Genomic DNA, 26,493 nt, shown 5'->3' on the forward strand with positions numbered 1-26,493 from the left:
AGAATACTTCTTTTACATAAGTATAAAAAAATTGGAAGTCATGTTGGGTAGGGTGAGATTCCATCTCACTCCACCCCAACATTTGACATAGAACCAAAAAGACAACGGTATTTCATGTGGATTTTATAAAGATTTGTCTCTTTAGATATGCTCAATCAAAGATTTTTCCTATACTATACCTTTACCGGTTATGTTGACATGTTTTTGTGCATATTATATAATGATCTTAGCGATCAGGCCCAGATCCTTACGAGGACTGGGCTATTTTTATGGAGATGAAGACGTTTGAAACCTTTTAAAACTCATAGACAACAATTGGGAATCTTACGTGACCGTGGTTTAGAAGTTAAAAATGGATCAACAGCATTGAGAATACTCGAAAAAGAAGGATATTATGCTTTGATAAATGGGTATAAGGATCTTTTTCTTAAATTAGATACTCAAGGTAAACCACTTGATCCAGAGGAATATAAAAAAGGTACAACCTTTGATGAAATATATCAGCTTTATTCTTTTGATCGAAGTTTGAGAAACTTAATATTAGAATATATATTAATGTTTGAAAGTAGTATTAAAGCAAAAATTTCTTATCGTTTTTCGGAGAAGTATAAAGAACAGCATGCTTATTTAGTATTGAAGAATTATACTCGTAATCCTGATCAATTAAAAAACGTACTTGATTTAATATCAACAATTTCAAATACTATATCAAAAAAAGGTAAAGCAAAAGGTGAGAATCCAATAAAACATTATTTGGATTTTCATGATGGTGTTCCGCTATGGGTTTTAGTAAATTATTTAACATTAGGCAACATCAATTATTTTTACATGTGTCTCACTGATAGTTTACAGAACACTATCGCTAAGGACTTTGCAATAAACTTTAATAGAGATTACCAACAAAATTGCCAAATAACACCGGCTATAATTTTGGATGTACTAAAAATGGCGAATTTCTTTAGAAATGTATGTGCTCATGAAGAAAGAATGTATAGCTTTAGTGTACACAACCCACCCAGAAACGCTCAAATTGGAAAAATATTAGGCATTCCACGAAATCATATAAATAATGGAAGGTTGTTTACCTTGATAACGTTCCTTAAACTTGTTTTACCTAGAAAAGATCATAAGCAACTCATTAAAGAAATTAAACTGCTCTTTAATGAATATGAAAATAAATTTTCATCTGTAAGCTTCGATGATATTCTTTTTAAAATGGGCTTTCGGTATAATTGGGAAACGAGATTTTAGTATCAATATATAGGTTTAAAAAAGACCCTCATAAAAATGGTGGTCTTTTTTTAGAATATACCCGTTTTGAACGATTGTTTCAAAACGGGTTGGTTTCATTTTGCGAATGGTTTTGAAGGTTTTCTGAAGCTTCATTATCGTGTTGTTTTCTACGTTTCGATATTTATAACCTGATCCATTAACTGACTAAATCGTTCTGCATCTTTTTCTCGAACTGGTTTAGTAATATGCAGATATATCCTTTTAGTGATTTCGTCATTTGCATGTCCTAACCTTTTCATAATTCGTTCTAATTCCACTCCTGCTTCTGCCAATAAAGAGGTATGCGTATGACGAAAAGCATGTGGAGACAAATGCTGATTCATATTTGCGATTCGGAGAATTCGGTTCATTCGATGTTGTACAAATTTAATGTAATGTGGATACCCCGGATATTTATTGCTATTAACAAAAATAAAATCTTCGTCGTGATAATCTTCTCCCGTAGCTTCTTTCAATTGCTCGTTATAAGAAATGACATTTTGTAAAGCGTCGTAGACGACCGGTGCAATATCAATGGTTCTTCTCGATGTTTTGTTTTTAGTAGTCACCAGCTTATAATCCTTTATAATATTCTTTGGGTTATAAAGTGTTTTAGAAATCTTTAGAAAGTAAGTCCCTTCTTCTTCGAATACATCTGTTGTTTTTAAAGCACACAATTCTCCTAATCTCAATCCGGTATATGCCAATGTAAGAAAAATTTCATAGTCATGAAGAAGACCATGATCTTTACAGGTTTTCAGGAAATTAGACAATTCATTCTTTTCCATATAATTAGGTAGCTTTTCTTCATTTTCGATTTCTTCAACTGTTTTCGTATATCTTGGAAAGTAGCTGTAGCGTGTTGGGTCTTCTTTAATAATCTCCAATTCAACCGCCTTTTCGAAAATCATTTTTCCGGTAATATAGATTCCTTCCAATGTGCTTTCAGAGAACCGTTTTTTCATATCGTTAATTGCATCTTGGAACATCTTTAGGGTAATATCTTCAATCGAAATATGTCTAAAATAGTGTTGCCAATTATTGATTTCATTTTTCCTAATCCTAATAGTTCCCGGTTTTACAGCTCGTTGATTTTGATAAATATCTAGCCACATATTGCAAAAATCATAAAAAGATTTGTTGTCTCCTTGAAAAATACTCCCCTTACCTTTGATTTCCTTCTCCAATTCATAAGCCATTTCCTGTGCTTCTCGCTTAGTTTTAAAACCCTGCCGGCTTGTCTGTTTTCGTTTTCCTGTGATTGGGTCTTTTCCATTATCAATTACAAACCTCCAAAACACCCCGTTTTTTGTTTGGTATTTGTAAAATGATGCCACTCCTTCGATTTCTCCTTTCAGCATTCAAAATATTTGTTTCGATTCCCTCCTTTCATACTTAGTCCTAAAAAGATTTGTGCGGTATTGCTTATTAGTTAAGATGCACAGTGTAATTGTAGGCGCAATTCAGCAAAATCATATTCAACATGGAACACCCTTGAAATTTCATGTATGATTTCTTCCCTTGTCATAGTTTGGGCGCATAAAGATAATTGGTTCATAAGAAATTTTGGTACACAAAAATACAAATGGAAGTTGTGCAATTCTCTAGTTGCTTTACCTTCCAAAAACATTTGGTAACAAGCGTAAACAGCCATGCTTCTTCCAAAGTCCTGCCAAAGATCATGCTTGCTTTGCTCTTGGTTTAAGTAAATTCTCCACTCCCCACCAAGATTGTTAAGTTCGGTCGGGTAATTATAAAAGTGTATATGTAATCCTAATTTTTCTGAAATATCTAAGATGACTTCTTCCACTGATGCATCTTTCAATTGTTCCCACCGATGAATGTTGATGTCAGAATAAATGTTTTTAATGAAATTATGCATAATGCTTTTTCCTCCCATCTTGTTCATAGTTGCTATAGATATAAATTAAAGACACAGCAGCCAACTTGAAGGAATTACTAGGATGTATCGCTGCCCGGCTGGCCGTATCGAAGCCCTAAACCAATCAACGGATTCCCTCACCTTCTAATATTTTCCATATATAACAATGACTATTATACCATGACAAATTCCACGAAACACACGTTCTATTAAAAGGCATTTTTAATACCTACCGATAGGTAGATATAAAAACCGTCCGGTAGGTATTCAGATTTGAATTCTAAACGCGTTTTAAAATCTCTATATTTTAACCAAAAACAAAAAATGTTTGTTTATCTCTTTTTATTTATTTATCGTCTCTTTTTTCACCTTTAATCAAATTCCACATAGTCCGTAATTTTTCTAAATCTTCTTGGTCAGACTTAGAAAGATCTATAAACCATCTTTTTAAATTAGGATCGCTTATCGCTTTTAAAAATTCTTCTTCTTCTTCATTCCTGTGCGCAGAAGTAGGCTTGCTTGTAATACCTAAAAGGTAATCAGTGGAAACATCGTAAAGCTCGGCTATTTTGGCGATCATGTCGTTATCTGGTGTCCGTAACCCGTATTCCCAATTTGCATAAGTCGATAAAGTATTGACGTTCAATTTCTTTGCAACATGGGTCTTGGACCAACTTTTACTTTCGCGTAACGCTTTTAACTTTTCCGAGAGATTATTTTTCATTAATACACACCTTTTCCCTCAAATTATAAAAAAATAAAGAAACGGACTTCCAAACATTTATAAATATATTAACACACTTACACAAAATATGAAAGTTTTTTCACGATTTGACAAATAGTTAGGTTGACATACACGATGTGAGTAAGTTACTATGTTGGTAAGTTACCCGTAACGTGTATAAATAATGAAAGGCTGTTGAAAGATGTAATCATGAATCTAATGAACTATAACATTAATCGACTGAAACGAATTAGGATTGAAAAAGGAATATCCCAAACGTATATGGCGCGTAGGTTAGGATACAAAACACCTTCTGGATATGCCAATATTGAAAGCGGAAAAATAAAATTAACACTTGAAACAGCTTTAATGATTTCAGAGATTATTGAAGTGGATTTTCACGTCCTTTTTTTGACTAAAACATACACATATTGTGTACAATTTTTCTTTAAAATATACACACCTTGTAAATATTCATTTAAAGGTAACTAAGGAGGAGGAAAATCATGAGTTCTATGTTAGATCATTTGAAATCGGAATTGATGAAAGAAGAGTTAAAAGCACTTTTCAAAGAAGCATATGAACTCGGTATTCAAGATTCTAAAAAGCAATACAAATACCCGTTGCTACTGACTAAAAAAGATTTGGCAGAAATATTTCAAGTAAAGGAAGCCACAGTCAACAAAATTGTCGGAAGAAGAGGGTTTCCGAAAGCTCGTTTTGTTTCAGCCAGGTATCCAAGGGATGAAGTTTTTAAGTGGATGGAAGAAAACAGCGTTTGAAACTCGGTTACATAAAGAGAGTCGTCTGCAAGGAACCTATGAAACTATTTTTCGTTCCTATACATAAGAGCATAAACACTAAAAGAAAGGATGGTTGGAAATGGGATCTTTCTTTGTCTTGCAGGTTCATACAGGATTTGAAATTGAAGCCAAAGAAATGTTGCAGAGTGTTTTGGCAAGAACTAACAACAGAACAGTCAAATGTATCTATGCAATGGAAAAAGTGGAGTCCGTCTATCAGGCAAGTGAAGACTTAGAAGAGCTTACTGAACTCGACCGCGATGAAATATCTGAACATCTTCACGCGAAACGATTGCAAGCGGGATTGTCAAACCTTCGCCATGCTTGCGAAGCCATGAAAAGGTACGAGGATGCAGATACGCTCGTACTTCTTGACTCCTACCGAGAAAACATCCGCACACTTACGAAGCAACTGAAAGAATTGCGTAAGGGAAGCAAGCGGATCGGGTCGGTCCTAAATGGTTATATTCTCATTGAAACTCATGAAAATATAAGCCGTTTTCCTAGTGACTTATTGCACATCATTTATAGCATCCCAAAGATCATTGGACTGCCAAGTAAAAACAATGTACCGCAAGAAGAAGTGGATTCCTTTTTCACACAAATCGATATTTCGCCTGAAATTGAAATCGAATTGGACGAGTTTTCTGACGTTGAGGAAGATGAACAAGTAAAACACGAACTAATCGAACAAGCAAACGAGGTTATCGGAAGCCCAAAAGAAAAATGGTTGCTGAACAGACTGGATAATTACAGGAAACCTATCGAGAAAGAAATCGAAGATATACTTTCCGAATATAGCCAAAGACAAAAAGAGAAGTGGACAGGTAATCCCATCCACTCAAAAATACAATCTATAAATGTTTCAGTGCGGCAAAGGAAAAAGCGTATCCGAATGCCACTATCCCTTTTTGAGACTGTTTATCCCAATACCTCAATTCCTTCGAAACAGAACGTGTTTGTGATGGAAGACCGCCATCTTTTCTTGGAACGATTGAAAGATTTGCTCTGTGAATCTACCGAGAAAGGGTGTGTGTATCATGAATGAAGAACAAGCTCTCATGCCTGAATCACATTTAGGTACTCTAAAAGACGTGGTTTTCAGGCAAGAAGACTTTTTGATTGGTTATATGGAAACAGATAAACGAGAACGTATCAAAATAAAAGGTAGTCTGTACGGCGTGGAAAAAGGCGAAGAAATAGCAATCAAAGGAAAATGGGAAACTCATCCTAAATATGGAAGGCAATTCGCAGTTGAAACATGGGAACGACCTATTCCACAGACAAAAGAACAAGTCATCGCTTTTTTAGCTTCCCCTCTTGTGAAAGGTTGTGGCCCTAAGCAAGCGGTCATGATTTATGAAAAGTTAGGGGAAAATGCTATCGACATCATAAGTGGAGAAGGGGAATCATGCCTGGAAGGAATCAAGGGTATTGGTCCAAAAAGGCGAAACAAGATTGTGGAAAGTGTTCGTTCCACATTCGAGGTTCAAAAAGTTATTAGTGAATTGCTCGTATACGGCATTACGGCGGAAGTAGCCATGAAAGCTTATAAGGAATTTGGTCCGAATGCCGCTGCGATCATACTGGAAAATCCATATGAATTGATAAAACTCGACAATATCGGCTTCCTTAAAGCCGATGAAATTGCAAGGAAAATCGGGATACTTCCGATTTCGAGTTTCCGAATTGATGCTTGCATGGAATTCGTCTTAACAAAGACATGTTATAGTTCCGGGCATTGCTATGTGGAAGAACATGAATTGTTCAAGCAAGTCGAACTTGCCCTTAATCATCATTCCACAGGGGATGATATTGTCACAATGGAAGAAATTGAACAAAGCGTTCTTCGTCTCGACGGGGACACCATTGTCATCGACGAAGACGGTAGTATTTATCCAAAACGATTATTCAATTATGAAAAAAGCTTAGCCCGGAAACTTTCAAGATTGAGAGGTTCGCGGGGTGGCGAAGCCATGTCTTTTTTGGAAAAACAGATTACGACATACCAAAAAAAGAATCGAATCATCCTTGCAGAAAAGCAACGTGAAGCCGTCAAACGGCTGTTTTTTGAGCAGATGCTCATTTTGACCGGGGGACCCGGAACAGGCAAGACGACTGTCGTTAAGGCAATGATTGATGTATTTAAATCCGTCTATCCGAAAGCACAAATAGCACTTGCTGCCCCTACCGGAAGAGCAAGCCGAAAGCTTTCAGATGTCACTGGACAAGAAGCAAAAACAATCCATAGTTTGATTGGATACCGTCCCGGAGACAAGGCTGAATACAACAACGATAACAAACTCCCTGCAAACTTTCTTGTAGTGGATGAAGTGTCGATGGTGGACCTTCACCTAATGCACCTGCTCCTTCAAGCCGTCGAAAATGATACAAAAATTCTGCTTGTTGGGGATACAGACCAGTTGCCGTCAGTAAGTCCTGGTAATGTCTTAGCTGATATGATTCAAGCCGGTATACCAACAGTCCGACTTACTGATGTGTTCCGGCAGGCAGAGGAAAGTCAAATTGTAACCAATGCTCACCGAATCAATAAAGGGAAACCGTTGTTGATTGATACGACTAAGAACGATTTCTATTTCATTCGGAATGATCAGCCAGAACATATCGCGCAGCTCATTGTTTTGAGCGTTGTCCGTTTTATGAACCTTGGATATGACTTATCTGACATTATGGTATTAAGCCCAATGAAGAAAGGTCCTGTCGGAACAATCGTATTGAATCAAATGTTGCGAGATACGATCAATCCAAAAACCGCCTATACAAATGAATGGAAAATTGGGGACCGGGTTTTTCGTGTCGGGGATAAAATCCTTCAAAAGAAGAACAATCGAGACAAGGATGTATACAACGGTGACATCGGCATTATTCGTGCCATCGACAAATATTTCGACACGGAGTTAAATGAACACATCCAAATCCTTACTGCTAATTTTGGCGGCAGGAACGTGACTTATAAGCGTGAGGACTTGGATCAAATTGAACTCGGTTACGCTATTACGATACACAAGTCACAAGGTGGAGAAGCCCCTATTGTCATCATTCCTATGACTACAAGCCATTACATTATGCTTGCACGGAATCTTGTGTACACGGGTCTGACGAGAGCGAAGGAAAAGGCGGTCTTCATTGGAACGGACAAAGCAATGAATATGGCAATCGCGAACGATAAAATCACAAAACGCAATAGTCGATTATCGGAACGGATCATAGCAGAAATCCATTATAACGATCGCTATAAGGAAAACGAAAGGGTCAACGAATTCCGTTGATTCCTTTTTATTGTGCGTTATGGAATACACACAGGGGATACAGAGGTGGAAACGAATGAAACTACAACGACAATTAGAGATTGCGGAACAACGTGCCAGACAACGCGAATCCGAAAGGCGTGTCGATCTAAGTGAGGTCGCTAAGCAGGAGCAGAAGGCGAATCAAATGGGATACGGATTATACAAAATTAAAAAGAAGAACAAAACGCCTTTTGTACAGATGTTCCACGAAAACATCGACATACTCATCAAAGAAAAGTATATGACGATGAATGAACTTGGGTTTTTATCGGCTCTCTCTCCATTTATTGCAATGGGTTCTAATGCCGTCAAACATCCCGAAACGGATCACTTCATGACCATTACCGAAATTGCAAACGTGTTAGGGTTCAAACGGGAAACCCTAAGCAGGACGATAAAGAAAATGTTAGACAAGGGATTGATGTATGAGATTGTCAGCGCACGAGAAATCAAGCTCTATAAACGGAATGTCAATGCACGGCCCTTGTTCGTGAATCCCGAAATCATGTACAAAGGCAACAAAGATGAAATCGATCCGATGCTTTGTGACATGGTCATGGAATATGACTACATCGAAAAAAACAAAGTCCTGCTTGAATGGAAAGTATGGCATACACATGACCAGAAAGCGGGGAAGATATTGAGTCGTTCCACTTATTTGAAATACAAGAAACAAAGTAAGAAAAAGTGAGTCTTTAGGAGTGTGATTATTTTTTCACACATTAGAATTTACGCCAAAATAGTGCGTTAGGGGTGTGACTTAAAAATCACGCTCGCGTGACGTAAAAGTCACACCCTAAAAAGGTTAAAAATGTTGATTCCACGCGGTTATTCGTATTTCGATCCGATGGCGCTATTCTTACTCTTATATATAGAGTCAGATTCTTAATAATTCAGACAAAAAGGCAAGGAGTTGGTTAACTTGGTTATCCAAGAGTCAAAAACGGCCTCCAACGTCGTAACCTTTGTGACGCCCAATATTTCCTATTTCACTGAACAGAAATATCTCTCTGATGCGGAAATGGCGTTTTTGTTCCGGTTATCCACTGTTCTCGATGCCGAGAATTGCATCAATCGCGAAGGCGAACGGTATCTTACTCAAAGTGAGTTAGCCCAACGTATGGAGATGTCTAGGGAAAATACAAATCGTTTAATCAGAGCTTTGGAAAGGAAAGGGCTGCTTAAAAAGGAAACGAACAATGAAACTAATTCAAAAACGGCTCAATACAAGGTGTTCGTCAATCCTAATATTCTGTTTTATGGCGAAACATCTTGTACAGTTCCATTACCTATTAAGCATCTTTTTGCAGAATCCGTCCGTAACTCTGTCATGGATGAATTACCTTTCAAGGTATAACAGTAATCAACGGAAAGGGGGTGGTTGGTTTCCGCGAATGTTTAACCGCACATTAATATGGGCGTACACAGTCGGTTTACTATCCGGCGTTTTAGGGACGTACCTAACGTACACTTTACTTGTTTCGGCAGCACAAGTGAAAGCCTTATTTCTCTTTTACCTGATATTAAGCATATGTTCTGGCGGCATCTTATTCTTTCTGCTTGGTGGAATTTTCGTCTTCAAAGTTGCCGACTTCTATCAGGAAAAGAAAATCAAGGAATCTAGTGGTACTTCCAAAGTCCAGTGAAAAAAACATGCAAACAAGGGGATTGACCTGATAAGGGTCGCCCCTTTTTGTGTGGATGGAAAAGAGGGGGTTGTATGACGGTAAAAGATGGAGATCCAGCTTTGTTGTCGGATCGGGCGTTTATGGAGGAATGGTGCTATGTATGGGGAAATTATAGCAGGGATTTCTACCAAAATCTTTCGGATGCGGAACTGGAAGAACTTTACAACGAACTGAACGATAAAGTGAGCAGGAGCCAGCAGACTTTCAAGAAATGAGACTCAGGAACCAAAGAATACAGGGGAAGATCGCCATTCTCTTGCCTAACTACAGGCAATCCCCCCGACAGAAACAAAGAGGATAAAGCAAATAAAGGGGAGGTGACAGTCTTTGGGGCGGAAAAGTATAAGGACGGTTGAAACATTTCTGATTTGCAGCGTATGTGACAACGTCTACCCGATGTTCCGGCACAAAGGGAAACAGAAAAAGGACGGGCATATTAAACATCTATGGTGTTATCGCTGCAAAGAGACAACGGCTCACGTAGAGGACAAAAGGCTTTTCAACAGGTCATCGTCGGTAGTAGAATGCGTTGGAACCTATCCCGAAAGGAGGTCGTCCTACTGATGGAGTGGCAAACGCATATGTTGTCCGGTGTTGTTGCTGGATACATGATAACGGGTGGTGACTGGAAAGGTGGACTAATCGGAGGCATTGCCGGTATTCTCCCGGATCTGGATGAACCGAAATCGAAATTTGGGAAGATTCTAATTCCCGTGTCGCTTCCGCTTAATCAGTTGGTGGGGCATCGAACGCTAACCCATTCGCTTCTGTTCGCGATAGCAACAGGGTTGACATTAGCTTTATTTTTTAACATGAATGTGGGTCTTGCGTTTGCGGCAGGGGTTCTCGCACACGCCGTGGGGGATATGCTGACAGGAAGGGTCAAGTTATTTTACCCTTTTAAACTATCAGTTGGCATGAAAGTATCTCCATTCGTGTTCTTTGTGAATGATCGAATATGCCGAGTTGCTATGATGTTGATGCTATTGTTTTTTGGTTGGAAAGATTTCACTGATTATTTTTTGAGTTTGGCTAATTGATTAGAGAAAATTAAGAGAGTGGAAGATTTTTTTGATAGTGACCGAAAGGGAGGATATAAGCTTGAATATGATTTATGTAGGAGTAGATTTAGGATACGGGTGGGTTAAGGCAATGTCATCGACAGGCAAGAGGGTCGTTTTTCCATCACTTGTTGGTAAGGGACATGATCGAGGACTTACGAACATGTTCGGAGAGGAAAAACACACACTTTCAAATATGAACGTCATGTACAAAGGAGAAAACTACTTCGTCGGTGAACTGGCAAAGGAGTCTCGTTCTTTATCTCGGATTTTTGAACGGGAGAGGTTTAACCATTTGTATACTCATATCTTGTTGAATACGGCGATTCAGCTTGTGACGGAAGGTGAAAGTGGTTCTGTGAAATTATCTACGGGTCTGCCACTTGATTTCTATGGCGCACAGGCAAAGGATTTTCAACAGTCTATCAAAGGTGTTCATCCTGCAATTGAATGGGTATCGGGTTCCCTTGCCGGACGTACCGAGCAGATCAACATTGAAGATGCACTTGTGTTTCCTCAAGGGGCATCGGCAGTATATGCAGCACTGTTCAACCATGAAGGAAAATTGACATATCCTCAATACATGAATAAAGGAGCACTTATCGGTTTAATCGACATTGGATATCGGACGACAGATTTTGTAGTTGTCGAAATTCAAGAGAATAATGGATTTATGCCTATGACCAAACTGTCCGGTACAATTGACGATGGCGTTATTAACTTGACACGGGATATTAGACAAGCGTTCAAGGTGCGATCAGGTGGAGCGGATTTGAACGAATTTCATTTGAATCGTGTCATGCAGGATGAAAGGCTGACTTATAAAGGAAAAACACTTGATTTTGAAGATGTTATCCATTCCAGCAAAAAGTCGATTGCTATGAATATCGTAGATCGACTTAAAAACGTGTGGGGAGAAGAATCGGATTTGTTCGATGCCATCTTCCTTGCAGGTGGTGGGGGCGAATTATTTGAGCCATTTATTCAGAAACCTTTCGATGAACGGTTAATTAAGATTCAAGAAAGCCAATTCGCAAATGCGATTGGGTATTTGCGACTTGGTAACGCCATTTTCAATCATCGGAAATAAGGTAGCGGGCGGTGAACGACGATGACTGCGAATTGGAAAAAGCGGTATAGCTTTCGATTAACGGATGGCGATGAAGACCTCGGCCAAATGCTTGAAAATGTACCGGACAGCAAAAAAAGTGAAATGATTCGGAATATGCTTAAATACGCATACCGCATGATGAATGAAGAACGGAAAGAGAAAAAGGAACTGGATGAACTGAAAAAGGCGTTGCTTGATTTCAAGGAATCATACCAATTGCAACATGAAGAACTATTAAAGGAATTACGCAAAGGGATCAAGGTTGCTCCGGGTCAGTATGCAAGAGAAGAAGTGGAACAGGAGGATGCCGTATCGGAAGATGCCATCAGAAACAGTGCGCAAGCTTTCCTTACCTCTTTCGGCGGTGTGGAGTAGCCATATGGAAGGGAGATATACATGCTAGATGCAAAGACTAAAAGAAAGATAGAGAGTGGCTTCAAGGAGAAAACGCGAATACAGAAAAAACGAATGTTCAAGGAAATCAGCAGATGCTTTAAAATCTGTGACGCCTGTCCAAAAAATGGACAGGCAATTTCCGATGCTGCCCCAGAGGAACCTAACTCCTATCAGTCGGTATGTGGAAATTGTCCCATCTACAAGAGGTTGCGAAGTGCGGGAGCCGAACTTTGGGAAAAGGATACAAACATTGAATTTCTTCTTTCCAAAGGGGAAAATTTAACAGCGGATGAAGTCCTATATTTGCTCGAACAGGGAGCGACAAAGAAATCTATTCAACATGCGCTCGGGTTTTCCAATCCGAAACAGTTGAATGGTTTTTTAGATAAAATCTATCAAAGTAAGGGATGGAAAACGGATAAGGTCATGTAAGCCGATATAAGGAAATTCATAATTTAACAGAAAATACAAACAGACAAGGAGTTAGTGGAAAACGATGGAAAAGAAAACATGGTTGAAAGTTTTATCAGTTGGTGTACTTGCAATAGGGTTGGTTGGATGCAGCAATACAGAAAATGCACCAAGGACAGATACAAAAACGGAAGATGTCGCAAAGAAAGTGGATGAAGACGCGAAAAAGATTTTCGAACAAGCGAAAACGAAATTCGAAAACGCAAAAAGCATGAAATTCGTCACAGAGAACAAGCAGACATTTAAGTTCGGTGATCAGGAAGATTCCGGCTCTATCACAAAGGAAACAGAATTCTCGAAAGATCCAGTGATGGCCCATGTCATCACGAAAGCCAATATCGCCCCTCTTGGAGAATATCAAACTGAAATGTTTTGGGTGGACGGATACCATTATCATGCTTTTGAAAACGAGACGACCGAGAAAAGCTGGAATAAAGTAAAACCGGGGAACGAGTACATCAATGATGACTACCGTTTTATCCAAGACATGTTCAATGCCTTCAAGGGTAATATTGATGATTTCAAAGTGACGGAAAAGGATGGTTCCTACCATTTCGCGTTTACTGCTGACAAGAAAGAATTGACAGAGAAATACAAAGGAGTCACTAGTTGGCTCATGAATACGGAAGGTGCGGAAATTACTAAGATGGACGTGAATTTCACTTTTGACAAAGATAGTCACGAGTTGAAGTCCCTACACTATATCTTTGATTTGTCCGGCGTTGCACGTGAGGAAAAAGGAAGTAAGGGGGATGTCCATGTAGACGCCATGCTCACCGTCAGTGACTATGGTAAGGCGACTGTCAGCCTACCAGAAGACGTGAAGAAAAATGCGAAGGAATTGCAGATAGAGAAGCCTGCAACGGAAGAATCCGATAAGTAATGAAAAACTTATCAAATGCATTGTTGTCGGCGGTCGCGCTATTCATTCTAATGGCGGTCCTTCTGCAAGGTGGAGGGAAGGAAGCCCCTTCTGAAATTGCGTCGCCGGAACAAGAAGACGATTTTCAATTAAGAGAAACGAAAGCTTCTATTGTTAGGGCTGTAGACGGCGATACGGTTATTGTCCGTTTTTCAGAAGGCGATTTGAAAGGAAAGGAGGAACGTATTCGGCTGCTCTTGATCGACACTCCTGAAAGCGTCCATCCCTCAAAGGAACCTGAATGGCTTGGGAAGGAGTCATCAGATTATGCTAAACAATATTTAAAGGAAGGCCGGAAGGTTACTGTCGAAATCGGGAACCCGGAGCGTGATAATTACGATCGGTTGCTTGCCTATATTTGGGTCGATGGTGTGAATTTCAATCAGCATATGATTGAGAAAGGTTATGCACGTGTAGCTTATGTTTACCCGCCGAATACAAAGTATCTTGAAGAGTTCGAGAAGGCAGAGGAAAAAGCGAAAAAGAAAAAGGTTGGCATTTGGGGTGTCTCGGGATATGTAACTGAAAAAGGGTTTGATATGTCTGTCATTCAACCAAAAGGAGAGATAGCTAAATGAGTAATTTGGAGGAAATCGTAAAACGGTATAAAAAGATCGGAGGGGAAATTGAGTCTCTTTTACAGGATACTGACAAAATGTTCGATAATACGAATACATTAATTCTTGACATCGACGAATATCAAAAATATCTTTTGGTTTACCAAAGCCATTTAGCTCTTGATAAAGCACACAACTATATGAAAGAGTTAAGCAAAACAACTTTCATAGAGGGCTATTTGAAAAAGAAAAGTAATGGTCGATATGCGATAGGGGAATATGAATTGTCAAGCGGCTCTTCCCTCGACATTTGGGTAGAGGATGAGGATTCAAAAGCAGGTGGATATTATCTGTTTACTCGCCTTGAACACAGGGGTGATTATTACGCTTTCGACAAGCCAAGTCTTGAACTTGAAGGTAGGAAGGCGAGAATCCGCCGATAGCAGAACGGGCAACCTTGTCAGCAGGGTTGCTTGTTTCATTTTGAATTAGGAGTGTAGAGGTTGGAATCAAAAGTTAAGGAACCGGCTTTCCACCATTTAGACAAGTGGCAGTGGAAAGCAAATGTAGTAGAAGCCATACAAGCGATGGAAAAGGAACATGGGCCATTAAAGGTTCTTGTGCAACAGGTGCGTGTGCATACATGCAAAAACAACGGCGACATTAGCATTCATGAATTCAAGGCTGAAACTCTCATCAATGGAAAGAAGGTCATCATTTCAGATGCCTTTTCCGTGCTTTGGCTCATGGAGTGGGGTATTATCCGGCATTGGAACAGTATCAACTTGTCAGAAAAATTCCTGAACACAACGATCGGGAAACGATGGCTCGGGTATTTGATACAGGAATGCAAACCGCAATATCTTGTTAATTAGTCTTGTTTTCAGAACGAAAGACGTTTTGTTCATGACGTTGAAAACTCTCCTTACGATAATTGGTTGAACACCTGTAGACGGTGCTATCATTGGTGTAAGATCAAAAACAAAAAGGAGTTGGTTATGATGATGACATTGGAGCAAACGTACAAGGCGGTGCTGCTGAAAGAGATGTTTACGGAAGAACGGGAGGAATGGAAAGCGAAAGTAGATGCTTTTCTGCAAAAAGGGATTGTAAAGAAAAATACAATACTACGGATTGTTCTCTCGACAATGGGTGCTTCTGCATTCATCTTCTTCCTGCTAAACTCAACTGTCCGTCCAATGCGGGAACTTTTTATCTGGTTCCCTCTATTCTTCTTTATGGGCGGCTGCGTCGCACTTTCGGTATTGCTTGGCTTACGTGTATACAATGCCATAAAGAAACGGACGAATGTATTGAAAGGGAAACGGGACAGAGAGTTCTTGAATTGTTTTGAGTTCGCAAAGGCAGCGGAACATAACTACGCCACGATCGAAAAAGCACTCAATGAGAAATGCGCGATCCCGGCGGAGTACCAAAGCAAAAAGGTGTTAGAAGCGATGATCCTATTTATCCGTCAGGAACGGGCAGCAAACGTTGAACAGGCTATGCGGATTATCCGCAACGAATTTCCATATATGTTGAACCAATAAAATGTCGGGCCAAAATCGGTCGGGCATTTTTTCTTTACCAAAATCCATTCGCGGACTTTTTGCGGACTCCACTACCGGTGCTGGTTGTTAGAATGAAGATAACAACATACAGGCAAGCCGAAGGGGAGGGGTAGGTTGAAGAAACGATATTTGCTATCACTTGTTGCGGTAGCAGGAGTAGGCGCATATCTGGTCTGCCGTAAATTGAAGCAAGTGGAAGCGATGTGACAGGATATTCTGTTTTTCATCCCTAAAAGTGGATAGGCGAGTGAGATGGAGAAGGGGAATGAAAGTATCCTCTTCTTTTTCTTTACCACAGGGGGCGCAACATTCAATAAATCTTGAAGGTAATCCCGTTATTTCATTACAGCGTATCGAATGTTTGCTCATTGGTGGTGGTTGACATGTAAATTTACAGGCAGTCCCTATAAATAAATATTTCTTTGAAAAGGAGGAACGTGCATGTTCAGGATGATGCTCGGGATTATCTTCATGATTTTCCTGATCGCGGTCGTCGGTAATATAGTTTTGGATCAGTTTCCGAGCCTCGTGCCGTTGTGGGAAGAGTTCAAGATGCACATTACTAATCTGTATGAAATGTCTATCGTTAAGTATGGAACTGCCGCAACACTCATGATTATTGTGGCTGTCGTTATATTGGTTGGCTCATCTAACAAGAAAATTTGAATCTACGTCAATAGCATGGCGAGAAAGGAGTAAATAATTGAGCAAACTTACTCATCGGAGAACAAAAAAAGTAAGCAAGTTTGAAAAAATCAAAGATGTCGCGCTGAAAATGAACGAAAATGAAAAACGAAAAAGCGATGCAAAGAAGAAGGAAAAACAAAAGAAGCCAAAAGGGTATCGTGCACGAAAAGCTGGTGTTGTTACCTTTTGGGTGATGCTTGTCCTAATGTTTTTGATTGTGGTTGTGAACTCGGGCGGGGGTAAGAAACAGACAGAAGCGATGGTTCTTAACGAGCCGACTACAAGTAAAGCAGTATCGACGGAAGCTGTAGAATTCTCCAAGGATTTCCTTTCGAAATATTTCACGTGGAATCTCGATAAGTTGGATCAAAATGACCGGGATGCAACGCTTTCGTATTTTGTATCAAAAGATATTGTTGACCAGATTGGGAGAATAACAGGGAAAACCTGGCATTCTACATTGAAACGGGATGCAGTCCTTTTGAAAGAAGCACAGGATCTAGGCGACAATAAATCCATTCTGACTTATCAAGTAAACATTACCTATGACAAGACGCTTGCTGCGATTGAAAAGGAAAAAAGTGCACTTGGCGAGAACGGGGAAGATACCTATTCTGTAGAAAATCTATCTCCTGACAGCATGGATGTTGTGGTGAATGAACAAGGGATTGTTAAAAGAATCACAAAGAAAAAGTTTGTGACAATTCATTTGTATTACGATGCAGACCAAAATCGTTTTGTAATCTATCAGATTCCAAGCTTCACCTATTTCGAAGATACGCCGAATACATCCGGTCCTGAAATGGAAACGGACAACCTGCGTACTGTTGTTGGAAACGAAACAAACGCTGTCAAAGATTTTCTGAATACATTTTTTGAAGCCTATGCAAACGATTCGAGCGAGAAGCTAAGTTATCTCTTCGATGATGAACGCCGTCAAAGTGGATTAAACAAGACTATGGAGTTTGTCACGGTCAAGAATGTCACAGTTTATGAAGGTAGAAACGAAAAAGAAAAAGTCGTAAGTGCTACGGTCATCTTTGCCGAGCCAGATACCGGAATTGAATATTCATCAAACTATCAAATTGTCGTGGCAGAGAAACAGGATCGTTTCGTTGTTAAGCATCTCAATAGCAAGAAATATATTGACGATATGCTAAACGATGCGGAACAGACTGCTGATAAAACCGATGTAGATTCGTCGGAAGACAATAAAAAAGGCGATGAAGTAGAAAAAGAACAGGAAGAGCAATCTACGGAAGAATAATTCCCTTGATTGCCTTTGTTGGGGGTGGTTCTGTCAATATAAGGCATTCATGCTGCGGTTGTGAGAATACGGTTTTTGGGAATGAAAAACAAATTATATTTTTCAATGAATACGATTGAAAGGAGTTAGTTGGTAAATGTCAATAGAGAATTTATTCGATTGGTTAGCAGGGGAAGTAAAATGGGCTTTGTTCATCGCTCTCTTAGTCCTGCTAATCGTCACGGCTTTTAAGCGTGCTTGGATCGCGATGGTCGGTGTTGTCATCGGACTTGCATTTATTGGTATGTTCATTGTGAAGCCTGACTTAATTATCACACTTGCTGAATGGCTGACAGGATTGCTCAATTTCGGCGGAAAATAACGCATCTTCTCATAACAGCAATGGGAGTTTGTAACGGCGGAATCCGTTATAGATTCCCATTGTTTTGTTTTTGAAATCTAAAACAGGTGGTGAATGGTGATTAATAGAATCCCGTTATATGTCCTGAACAACTTTTTGAAATTCGAAAAGAAAATCTATCAGGTTTTTGGTTTAAAACTAGGACGACCATTACGGATGAAGGCAGTTTTGTATGGAATTGTCTTTGGTGTCGGAACTATCGTTTTCTATAACCTTCCGTATCTTGGAAATCTTGTTAACTGGATGCCGAAGGGTGTACTGGTCCTGATTCCGATCGGCCTCGCATGGTTGCTTGCCGACGTCGGTACGGAGAACCGATCACCAATCTACTTTTTCCGTTCGTTTATTGGTTATCAGGTTAGGAATTTTATAACAAAGAAGACGTATTACCGTGGGAAAGAAATTCCAAGAGAGACGGTCTACCAATTCAAAAACTATTTTACTTATACGGTTTCAGACGAAGAAGTAAAGGCACTTGAAGAATTAGCGTTGGAATCAACAAAACAAGTTGAAACTGATGCGCCTAAGAAGAAAGTTGCAAAATCTTCTCCTTGGATACTTCTGAAAAAACATAAAGAGAAATTCGCAAAGCAAAGAAAGGAACAGAAGGAAACTGTGGAAGAACCGAATTTTTCTACCGAACCTTCACTAAATGTGACGAAGGAACGGGTATCCGTCCCCGAAAAAAATGATTTACTAGAAACAATTCCGGTTCCTACAGGAAAAGCACATGTAAAAATGGAGTCGGAAAAAGTAGAAGTCAAAGTAGCAGAAAGAGTCGTTCGAAGACAATTGGACGAAAACGAAACTTCTTTTGTAACTGAACCGGTTAGTGAAGGAATAGTTGATGTTCAAGAAGTACAAGAGATCAACGAAGAAACAGTTGTCCGACCGGTTAGTCCAATAGAAGTACATGCGAAAGTCGATGAGATAAACGCCCAAACCGAAATACAGGAAGAGACGAAAGTTAGTGAGTCAGATCCATCGATTTATCAAAAAGAAAACGATTTGTCTACCCAAACCCATTTTTACGAAGAACCGAAACAGTCGGATACAGCCCATACGTCGGAAAGCATAAATAGAGAGGCTGAACAAGAGGAATCAAAGCGGCTGTCCGAACTTGAACAGAAGGTCGTCTCACTTGAAAAACTGATGGAAAGCAACATGACAGAACAGTCAAAGCAACAGGAACCGGTAGGCAAAGCTATATTGACAACCCTCAAACCACTCAATCCCCTCACCGCTAAGCGCAAAGAGGAAAAAAATAAGGAGCAAGTGAAGAAGGAAGTGTTCGAATTGCTTAGCCTAAATCCGATAAAGGTTGAAACACCTTCCGAAGAAAAAGAGTTAGTGGAAGTCGGGTCACGCACGGAACGTAATCAAATGAAGAAAAAACGGAGACTTTTATAAAAAGGAGTGTGGGATCTTTGAAGATTGATTTTCCAATTAAACACATTGACGGGAATCTTGTGTTTGCCCACGATAACACCGTATGGGCCTATTTTAGAATTGACGGATTTAACTATGATTTTCTAGACGATGATGAAAAAAGTGTTCCATTTCAACAGCAAATGTCATTTTTCACGAACATTGGACTTGATTTGCATTTTCTCTCCATACCGAATCCAACTGATATTGGGGGTATATTAGACGAAACAATTGAAGAAATGAAAAGAAAAAATTATCCTCTCCAAGAAAATGGAATCGAATTTATGAAACGGGTGAAAGCAGCGCTTGAAGATCAAAAGGAACTCAATGAATCTAGTGAATATCATGATTATCTTGGTGTTCAATTGAACAAAGAACGAAACAAATATACGTCCGGGAATGTTGGGATAGACACAATTAATGCGTTCAAGAGTTTTATCAACGGTTTCAACTCACCTGTGTATCAGGCGGTTGGTCTTTACCCGAACGATATTCTTGAAAGTGAAATACAAGCATACCGTAGTCAAGCAGCAACGATCGAAACGACACTTGTAAATGCCTTCTCATCTCGCATTTCGCGTGTTACGACAGCGGAGGCGGTATACATTGCAGAAAAGATGTTCAGCACGCGGAACAATAACTCTGACGTAAAATTGAGAAATAGGTTTGCGTCTGGAAGGGTTGTTGAGGGGGTTGATAAGAAAGGCGTCAAGCATAAGGCGATCCGAAGCGATAAGAGAGATTTCATCGACTTGCAAGGGACTAATATCGAGGAAATTAACCCGAAAGAGCTTTTGTTAAGTCGTATCACAGACGATAACGAAATTGAAGAATTGCTCTGTCAGCATCTTGTTATCGCTGATATGGGCGATGTCCATTTTCATCCGGGTTTTGAATGGCTCTATTATATCAAATTGAGGATGCCGTTCCCTGTTACAATTTCTATCCGGGCAGATCACCAACCAAATGAAATGGTGAAGAAACGACTTAGTAATGCCAAACTTGAAATTCAAGACCAACGTAAAGAAGCGTGGAAAGGCGGACAGGGTGTTGACATGAACGTTGAAGTGTCAGAGCAGGGAACTGTCCAAATGGAGAACTATTTCCAACAGACGGGGTATCCAGGTTATGCGTGTTCGTTTGTTTTGAAAGTAACAGCAGAAAATGAGGAACAACTAAAAACACGTGTTGATATGTTGAGAAACGAAATGAGTAAATTCGGTCTGAAAGTCCTTTCGCCATATGGCTACCAGATTCCTTTGTTACTTGAAATGATTCCGGGTTCTAAGAAAATGCATGAGGATTACAAGATCGAAGTTTCGCCGGGTATTCTTGGCGGCATGATGTTCGGTGCAACAACAAACATTGGTGATAACCGTGGATTCTATATCGGCCATACTTCAAGATTATCGAAACCTGTATTTGTTCAACCTGATTTAGCAGCGAAGGCATTCGATATTGGAAATATTGTAGATTCCATTTCTGTTCTTGTTGCCGGGATGACAGGGAAAGGGAAATCGTTCTTCATGAACTTGTTCGTCTATCTCGCTACCCTCACAGGTTCTAAAGGTCTGGTTATCGACCCTAAAGGCGATAGAATGGATTGGGATAAAGGCTTGCCGTTTATTCCACCAGAATACATTTCGGTTTGGACATTAGGGACTGACCCTAACGATGCAGGTTCACTTGATCCTTTCCGTACTAGTACGAGTATGGAAGAAGCGAAGGACATCACTATGGACATCCTATCTTATTTGGCGAAAGTCAGTATAGACGATGTAGCCTACAGTATTTTAAGTGAAGCGGTTGAAATTGTACCACAACATGAAGATCCATGTATTGGAGTTGTGATGTCCTACTTGCATAATCTTTATGACAATCGACCTGCAAACATGTCCGATCAGCGTTATTTAGCATTAGAAAGCTTGTTGAATACACTGACGACATTGAAGCGAAATCAATTGTCCTTGTTGCTATTTGGGGAAGTTGGACAAAATTACAAAGTGTTGCAACATGAACAGCCAATTCAAGTATTGATGATCCAGAACTTGAATCTCCCACGAGGAAGCGAATTGGAAAACAAACGTCCAATCCATATGATTTCGGAAGCCATTATGATTTCCATAACAGCATGGACAAAGCAATATATGTTCAATAGCGAACGTGGTGTCCATAAATATATCCTTCAAGACGAAGCCAGTGCCATCGAAAGAAGCGCAATCGGGTCAGAATTGATGGATTTTATCGTTCGGATGGGGCGCTACTATAATACGACCCTCATGAAAGGTTCTCAAAACGCTTCCGACCACGGGCAGGACGTCGCCAACATCGGGATGAAGTTCAGTTTCGGTTTGCGGAAGACGAGTGAATGCGAAGAAATGCTTGATTATTTGAACTTGCCAAGAACGCAGGAGAACATCGACACGCTCAAACGGCTCGACCGTGGGGAAGCTCTGTTTCAAGACATCTATGGTCGTTCCGCCGTCATTCGTATCAATCCGGTCTTTGAAGAATTGTTGAATGCGTTCGACTCGTCCACATCGACCGAAGAAGAACGAGAACGCGAAAAAGAACGTGTGCGGTAAATCTTTCCTGTCAATCCTTTGTCTGTCCGGCCGCGGATGTCCTATAATGCTTGTAAACTAGAAAACAAACAAAGGGATGATGAAAATGGATAAAAAGAAAATTAGTTTACGAGCATTCGGGATTGCCGTGATTGCAGGTTTTACTCTTGTTGTTAGTGGGTGTTCAGGTTCATCCGGCGGTGAACAGACAGCTCCAAAGACGGAGGATACCAATAAAATTGACAAAGGTAAATCAAAGGATGAATTACAACTTGAAAAAGAAATGCAGGCTGAAATGAACGAAAAATTTAAAGATGCGGATGAAGTTGTCCGCGAGTTCCTTGTTGCAAGATTTGAAAGCGACCTAGACACATTAGAAGCGTTATATCTACCGGACAGCAAGGGTTATGAGGATTTTGAAAAGTATGATCGCCAAAACTTGTCAGCCCAAAATAACGGAGTTTTCTCTGAAGACATAGACGAATATTATTTTATTCGATACTCGTCGGAATATGAGAAAACAGGAAAATTGTATTATCAAACCTATGTGTATGGAAGCGGAAGTAATGTGAATGGAACAGCCGCGGTTTCGGTAAATCTTGCTTTAACAAAGAATGATGAGAATGAATGGAGGGTAGAAGAAAGCGGAACAAGAAGCTCGATATTTCCTCAATCAATGGAAAAGTACGGAGGTACGGCTTCTGAATTGCATTTTGATGGCAAAGGTAATTTGATAAAAAACAATTAACCTTTATACTTTTGTATTTTAGAAAGGAGGTAAAAGGTGTGAACAAGGATTCTCCCTACATGGTAGGGAGTTTCTTTTTTCCCCTTATCTTATGAAACGAAGAAAAATATCTATATTTAAGCAAGTATTTTTGGTTCTCACGTTACTTGTCTTCATCGGGGGAATCGGGGCATCATCCCCCACGCCTGCGTTTGCTGAAAAAGATTCGCAACGTGTCGATCAGGGAATCGTGGATGCTTTTGAGAGAGAGCAAATGGGAGAATTTAAGGATGGAGGGAGAAACTATTATTATTTAGATTCAGTCACGGAACGCGATGCGAAAAAAGCAAGAGAGGATAGCGTGTGGGAAAATATCAAGGATAAGCTGTTCGGTTGGACAGATTTCAGCGGGAACTTCATGGATAAGTTCAATACATTCCTAAACATGATCGTCAATATGGCTTTTAAGATGAACCTTTTTATGACGAACACTATGATAATGGTGCTTGATTTTGCGTTTGACATCGACATTATTGGCGTATTGGTTCATGATCTTCAAAATAGCATCCAAGATATGACTGGTATTTCGGGTGGAAAGTTCCTCGGCGGTGGCTTATTTGGTGGCTTAATTAAGATGGTGGCTGTCCTTGCAGTTCTCTATATGCTGTATGTCTTCATCATTCGCCGTGCTTTCCTTGAATCCATCGGTTCTTTGATGAAAACGGTCGTTACGCTTTCTTTATCATTGTTGTTGTTCTCTAACTATGCAACTTTCATTAGCGGGGCGCAAAGTATCACTCATGATGCAACCCGGTATATCATCGGTTTGACCACATGGAATGAAAACAGCAACATTACTGTTGATAGCAATACGAAAACTACAATGAAGGATTCCTTGTGGACGATGTTCGTCGATCGTCCTTATCTGTATATGCAATATGGTACGCATGATGTGGGTCAGATTGGTAAGAGCAGGGTAGAAGACTTGTTGAAAACACCTACAGGAGAAGATCGATATGAAAAAGTGTTGACGAATGAAGTCGCAGGGCATAACAACGATTTCATGGTTCATAGTTCCGTGCTTGATAGGTTATCATTCAGCGCCTTTTATCTGGTCGTGAATGGAATCGTCTCAATGCCGATCTTCATGCTTGCAATTCTCTTGATTGTATTGCAATTTTGGTTCCTCATCATTGCGGCCATTGCACCGTTCGCTTTATTAGTTGCTTCGATTCCAGGCTTCTTTGGGGTTCTTAAACGGTATGCGATTGAATTCGTGATTCCACTTGGACTTAAAGTTTTCTTCGCATTCTTCACTGTACTATTGCTGGTCCTTTCGGACGCGTTGTTCTCAATGAGTATTGCACAACGTTATAACGCGCAATCCATCATTGACTATATCGCAGTGGGTGTATTCCATTTCGTGCTATTTATTACGCTATTCCTTTTAAGAAAGCGAATTTCCAATATCTTCGCGTCCGGTTCACAAATGATTGCTGGCTTGCGTGAAGCATCTGGTCCTGTAAATCCGTTCACTATTGCCAAAAAAGGTGTTCAAGGCACAGCAACAGTTGCAGGAGTAGCAGTAGGAGCGGCAGTGGCAGGTCCAGCAGGAGCGGCTATGGGAGCTTCTATCGGTAGCACAGCAGGCAGAGCGGTTACAGGCGAAGCAGGAGTCGCAGAAGTTGCTTCTGCAACGTCTCGTGCAGCTAATTTTAGCAAGCTAAGTAAATTGTCTGATGCCAGAAAGAATATTGACTTTGAAATTGGTAAGGAAAAGAAAGAAGATATTACTGAATTCATGAAAGGAAAAGGTTTTGACGATCAGACAATCAAGGATACAATAGACGCCTTTGAGAAAAATGGTTTGCAGGATGTTTCACAGGAAGAAATTGAAGAGCAGTATGAAAAGATGGCGAAAGATGCAAGAGGGGAAGAGTTAGACAAAGATTTCTCCCAAGTGATGGCGGCAGGGATTAAAGAACAGCGTGCAGACAATCGGATTAAAGAACAGCAACGTATACTCGAAAAGGAACAGAAACCTACAGAAACATCCGAGAACGCTGCCCGATTCTTCCATGAGAAAGGTGCACATCATGCTACATTAGATGTCGTTGGAAACCTTGAAAAAGCAGGTTTGAAAGATGTCAGTATGGAAGAAATGGAAGCACAGTACGCTCGTATGCAGACACAATTCGATAAAGGAAAGTTCAATGGCGATTTTGCTAGTGAATTCGCTACTGGCATTCAAGAACAACGAATGCAGGATGCAAATTATGAGTCGCATGAACGTATTTTTGCAAATGCAAAATCTGAAATTAAAACAGTAGATAATGGGGCCGAGCAACCTTCTACAGTAAAGTCCATCCCAATGGAAAACAATGATATGGAATTGAAATCACTTTACGACCAAGAACCTAGAGATACAACTTCAATGGATACTAAGCCAATGGACGAGAGTAAAGACGATTCCAGACCTGTGCAAGACGGTCCTATGGATGTTGGTCCGATTCCTAACAGGGCAAACAATCAGAATACCAACCAATCGGAAAACACACCTATCGGCAGCAATCCAATTCAGACCGCAGGATACAGTAGCAAGCAGTCAGAAGTTCGTCCGATGGATGGTCAGAAATATGACACATCTGGTTCAGATGCTCCACCGATGGAACATGGTTCTCTTGATGGGACAAAGTTGGACCAAAAAGGTTTGGATTCCACTCCTGTAACAGGAAATTCAACAACTGGCGGACGTATGGATTCAACTTCTCTCAATGAGAGCGATATGAATGCAACGCCACTTGACCAAAATTCCATGAAAGGCGAAGGAATGAGCGGAACAAATATGGATGTTTCACCAATGGGAGAAACACCATTGCAAGGCAATACAATGGACACCAAACCAATGGAAAACGAATCTCTTGCAGGAAAGGAAATGAATACAAACCCGGTTGGCAATAATCCGGTAAGCGGTAACCATATGGACGCAAAGAAGATGGAAAGCGGTGATATGGGCGGTAATAAATTTTCAGATTCTCCAATGAACAATAATCCAATAGGCGGTAGTCAAATGGAAAGCAAACCTCTTGATAAAAATGAGGTGAAAGGCGGGGGAATGGAATCAAGACCGATGGGAGATAATCCACTCGGCAATAATCAGATAGAAAGCAAGCCACTTGAATCAAATCCGTTAGGCGGTTCGAAGATGGAAACTACTCCAATGGGCGGCAGAGAAATGAAAGGTTCGTCCATAGAAGGTTCGCCAATGGGCGGGAGTGAAATGAAAGGCTCATCCATGAGTGGTTCTTCCATGGAAAGCTCATCTTTGGAAGGCACATCTATGAACAGCACTTCTATGCAAGGGCAAGGGATGGACGCCAAACCACTTGAACAAAGTTCTTTTGGAGGAAGCACCTTTGAAGCAAAACCGATTGAAAGCAATAGAACGATGCAGGAACCGTCTCAATCAACTCCTGCTTCAAGTAATCTAAATAACAGTACGCAATCACAGATTCCTGAAACAGAACGGTTAAATCCTGAACAGGGTGCGAGAAACACAGGAGAAAATAAATCAAATTAATGTTGAGAAAAGCGTGAAGGCATGTCCTCACGCTTTTTCCTATTGTTTTTTGACACAAGTACGCATGTAAG

The 26,493-nt window shown here is 40.2% G+C and carries 28 protein-coding genes; 25 read left to right on the forward strand and 3 right to left on the reverse strand.

The features are described from left to right. Positions 1–285 precede the first annotated feature (285 nt). Entirely contained in the window at positions 286–1,251 is a 966-nt protein-coding gene (locus JOC94_RS14205) for an Abi family protein (RefSeq protein ID WP_205179658.1), read from the forward strand. Between the two features lie 149 nt (positions 1,252–1,400). On the opposite strand, the gene JOC94_RS14210 is transcribed toward JOC94_RS14205, so the two are convergent. From JOC94_RS14210 to JOC94_RS14220, 3 genes are all read right to left on the reverse strand, one after another. Then, positions 1,401–2,609 (reverse strand): site-specific integrase, encoded by a 1,209-nt coding sequence (locus tag JOC94_RS14210; protein WP_205179660.1) that lies wholly within the window; start codon positions 2,607–2,609, stop codon positions 1,401–1,403. A gap of 95 nt (positions 2,610–2,704) precedes the next feature. After that, positions 2,705–3,154, reverse strand: a complete 450-nt coding sequence (locus JOC94_RS14215; protein ID WP_205179662.1) for a hypothetical protein — start codon at positions 3,152–3,154, stop codon at positions 2,705–2,707. A gap of 346 nt (positions 3,155–3,500) precedes the next feature. After that, positions 3,501–3,878: a helix-turn-helix domain-containing protein gene (locus tag JOC94_RS14220; RefSeq protein ID WP_120118585.1), complete on the reverse strand. Its 378-nt coding sequence runs from the start codon at positions 3,876–3,878 to the stop codon at positions 3,501–3,503. A gap of 219 nt (positions 3,879–4,097) precedes the next feature. On the opposite strand from JOC94_RS14220, the gene JOC94_RS14225 reads away from it, so the two are divergent. The 24 genes from JOC94_RS14225 (at position 4,098) to JOC94_RS14340 (ending at position 26,422) form a co-directional block, all read left to right on the forward strand. Continuing rightward, the gene (locus JOC94_RS14225) at positions 4,098–4,370 is read left to right on the forward strand and encodes a helix-turn-helix transcriptional regulator (RefSeq protein ID WP_213089069.1); all 273 of its coding nucleotides are present in this window, start codon (positions 4,098–4,100) and stop codon (positions 4,368–4,370) included. 14 nt (positions 4,371–4,384) lie between these two features. Next, entirely contained in the window at positions 4,385–4,660 is a 276-nt protein-coding gene (locus tag JOC94_RS14230; protein ID WP_236017103.1) for a helix-turn-helix domain-containing protein, read from the forward strand. Positions 4,661–4,760: 100 nt separating this feature from the next. Next, positions 4,761–5,729, forward strand: coding sequence for a transcription termination/antitermination NusG family protein (locus JOC94_RS14235; protein ID WP_205179663.1), 969 nt, complete (start codon positions 4,761–4,763; stop codon positions 5,727–5,729). Beyond that, positions 5,722–7,971 carry an SF1B family DNA helicase RecD2 gene (recD2, locus tag JOC94_RS14240; RefSeq protein ID WP_205179664.1) on the forward strand — a complete coding sequence of 750 codons (2,250 nt, stop codon included), beginning with the start codon at positions 5,722–5,724 and terminating at the stop codon, positions 7,969–7,971. Before JOC94_RS14235 ends, recD2 begins: the two co-directional genes overlap by 8 nt. Positions 7,972–8,026: 55 nt before the next feature. Continuing rightward, complete coding sequence (locus JOC94_RS14245; protein WP_205179665.1) at positions 8,027–8,683, forward strand: helix-turn-helix domain-containing protein; 657 nt, start codon at positions 8,027–8,029, stop codon at positions 8,681–8,683. Positions 8,684–8,914: 231 nt separating this feature from the next. Continuing rightward, positions 8,915–9,349 carry a MarR family transcriptional regulator gene (locus tag JOC94_RS14250; RefSeq protein ID WP_205179666.1) on the forward strand — a complete coding sequence of 145 codons (435 nt, stop codon included), beginning with the start codon at positions 8,915–8,917 and terminating at the stop codon, positions 9,347–9,349. Between the two features lie 37 nt (positions 9,350–9,386). After that, the gene (locus JOC94_RS14255) at positions 9,387–9,638 is read left to right on the forward strand and encodes a hypothetical protein (RefSeq protein ID WP_205179667.1); all 252 of its coding nucleotides are present in this window, start codon (positions 9,387–9,389) and stop codon (positions 9,636–9,638) included. 74 nt (positions 9,639–9,712) lie between these two features. Continuing rightward, positions 9,713–9,895, forward strand: coding sequence for a hypothetical protein (locus JOC94_RS14260; protein WP_205179668.1), 183 nt, complete (start codon positions 9,713–9,715; stop codon positions 9,893–9,895). Between the two features lie 348 nt (positions 9,896–10,243). Then, positions 10,244–10,720 (forward strand): metal-dependent hydrolase, encoded by a 477-nt coding sequence (locus JOC94_RS14265; protein ID WP_205179669.1) that lies wholly within the window; start codon positions 10,244–10,246, stop codon positions 10,718–10,720. A gap of 67 nt (positions 10,721–10,787) precedes the next feature. After that, positions 10,788–11,831 carry a ParM/StbA family protein gene (locus tag JOC94_RS14270; protein ID WP_236017106.1) on the forward strand — a complete coding sequence of 348 codons (1,044 nt, stop codon included), beginning with the start codon at positions 10,788–10,790 and terminating at the stop codon, positions 11,829–11,831. 21 nt (positions 11,832–11,852) lie between these two features. Beyond that, the gene (locus JOC94_RS14275) at positions 11,853–12,227 is read left to right on the forward strand and encodes a hypothetical protein (RefSeq protein WP_205179672.1); all 375 of its coding nucleotides are present in this window, start codon (positions 11,853–11,855) and stop codon (positions 12,225–12,227) included. A 21-nt stretch (positions 12,228–12,248) separates the two neighbouring features. Beyond that, complete coding sequence (locus tag JOC94_RS14280) at positions 12,249–12,680, forward strand: hypothetical protein (RefSeq protein ID WP_205179673.1); 432 nt, start codon at positions 12,249–12,251, stop codon at positions 12,678–12,680. A 64-nt stretch (positions 12,681–12,744) separates the two neighbouring features. After that, positions 12,745–13,602 carry a DUF6612 family protein gene (locus tag JOC94_RS14285; protein WP_205179675.1) on the forward strand — a complete coding sequence of 286 codons (858 nt, stop codon included), beginning with the start codon at positions 12,745–12,747 and terminating at the stop codon, positions 13,600–13,602. Next, positions 13,602–14,219 (forward strand): thermonuclease family protein, encoded by a 618-nt coding sequence (locus JOC94_RS14290; RefSeq protein ID WP_205179677.1) that lies wholly within the window; start codon positions 13,602–13,604, stop codon positions 14,217–14,219. Before JOC94_RS14285 ends, JOC94_RS14290 begins: the two co-directional genes overlap by 1 nt. After that, positions 14,216–14,641: a DUF5348 domain-containing protein gene (locus tag JOC94_RS14295; protein WP_205179678.1), complete on the forward strand. Its 426-nt coding sequence runs from the start codon at positions 14,216–14,218 to the stop codon at positions 14,639–14,641. The genes JOC94_RS14290 and JOC94_RS14295 overlap by 4 nt, the downstream gene beginning before the upstream one ends. Positions 14,642–14,701: 60 nt before the next feature. Beyond that, positions 14,702–15,073 carry a hypothetical protein gene (locus JOC94_RS14300; protein WP_205179679.1) on the forward strand — a complete coding sequence of 124 codons (372 nt, stop codon included), beginning with the start codon at positions 14,702–14,704 and terminating at the stop codon, positions 15,071–15,073. Between the two features lie 123 nt (positions 15,074–15,196). Beyond that, the gene (locus tag JOC94_RS14305) at positions 15,197–15,748 is read left to right on the forward strand and encodes a hypothetical protein (RefSeq protein ID WP_205179680.1); all 552 of its coding nucleotides are present in this window, start codon (positions 15,197–15,199) and stop codon (positions 15,746–15,748) included. A 462-nt stretch (positions 15,749–16,210) separates the two neighbouring features. After that, positions 16,211–16,435 carry a hypothetical protein gene (locus JOC94_RS14310; RefSeq protein WP_120118569.1) on the forward strand — a complete coding sequence of 75 codons (225 nt, stop codon included), beginning with the start codon at positions 16,211–16,213 and terminating at the stop codon, positions 16,433–16,435. A 37-nt stretch (positions 16,436–16,472) separates the two neighbouring features. Further along, positions 16,473–17,723, forward strand: coding sequence for a conjugal transfer protein (locus JOC94_RS14315; RefSeq protein ID WP_205179688.1), 1,251 nt, complete (start codon positions 16,473–16,475; stop codon positions 17,721–17,723). 136 nt (positions 17,724–17,859) lie between these two features. Further along, entirely contained in the window at positions 17,860–18,084 is a 225-nt protein-coding gene (locus JOC94_RS14320; protein WP_120118567.1) for a hypothetical protein, read from the forward strand. 93 nt (positions 18,085–18,177) lie between these two features. Continuing rightward, positions 18,178–19,533: a TcpE family conjugal transfer membrane protein gene (locus JOC94_RS14325; RefSeq protein ID WP_205179690.1), complete on the forward strand. Its 1,356-nt coding sequence runs from the start codon at positions 18,178–18,180 to the stop codon at positions 19,531–19,533. Between the two features lie 17 nt (positions 19,534–19,550). After that, entirely contained in the window at positions 19,551–22,136 is a 2,586-nt protein-coding gene (locus tag JOC94_RS14330) for an ATP-binding protein (RefSeq protein WP_120118565.1), read from the forward strand. A gap of 85 nt (positions 22,137–22,221) precedes the next feature. Further along, on the forward strand, positions 22,222–22,863 hold the full coding sequence (locus JOC94_RS14335) for a hypothetical protein (protein ID WP_205179692.1): 642 nt from the start codon (positions 22,222–22,224) through the stop codon (positions 22,861–22,863). 91 nt (positions 22,864–22,954) lie between these two features. Next, the gene (locus JOC94_RS14340; protein ID WP_408021923.1) at positions 22,955–26,422 is read left to right on the forward strand and encodes a CD3337/EF1877 family mobilome membrane protein; all 3,468 of its coding nucleotides are present in this window, start codon (positions 22,955–22,957) and stop codon (positions 26,420–26,422) included. The last annotated feature ends 71 nt before the right edge of the window (positions 26,423–26,493 follow it).

The organism is Siminovitchia thermophila, assembly GCF_016909185.1.
Classification (GTDB): Bacteria; Bacillota; Bacilli; order Bacillales; family Bacillaceae_C; genus Siminovitchia; species Siminovitchia thermophila.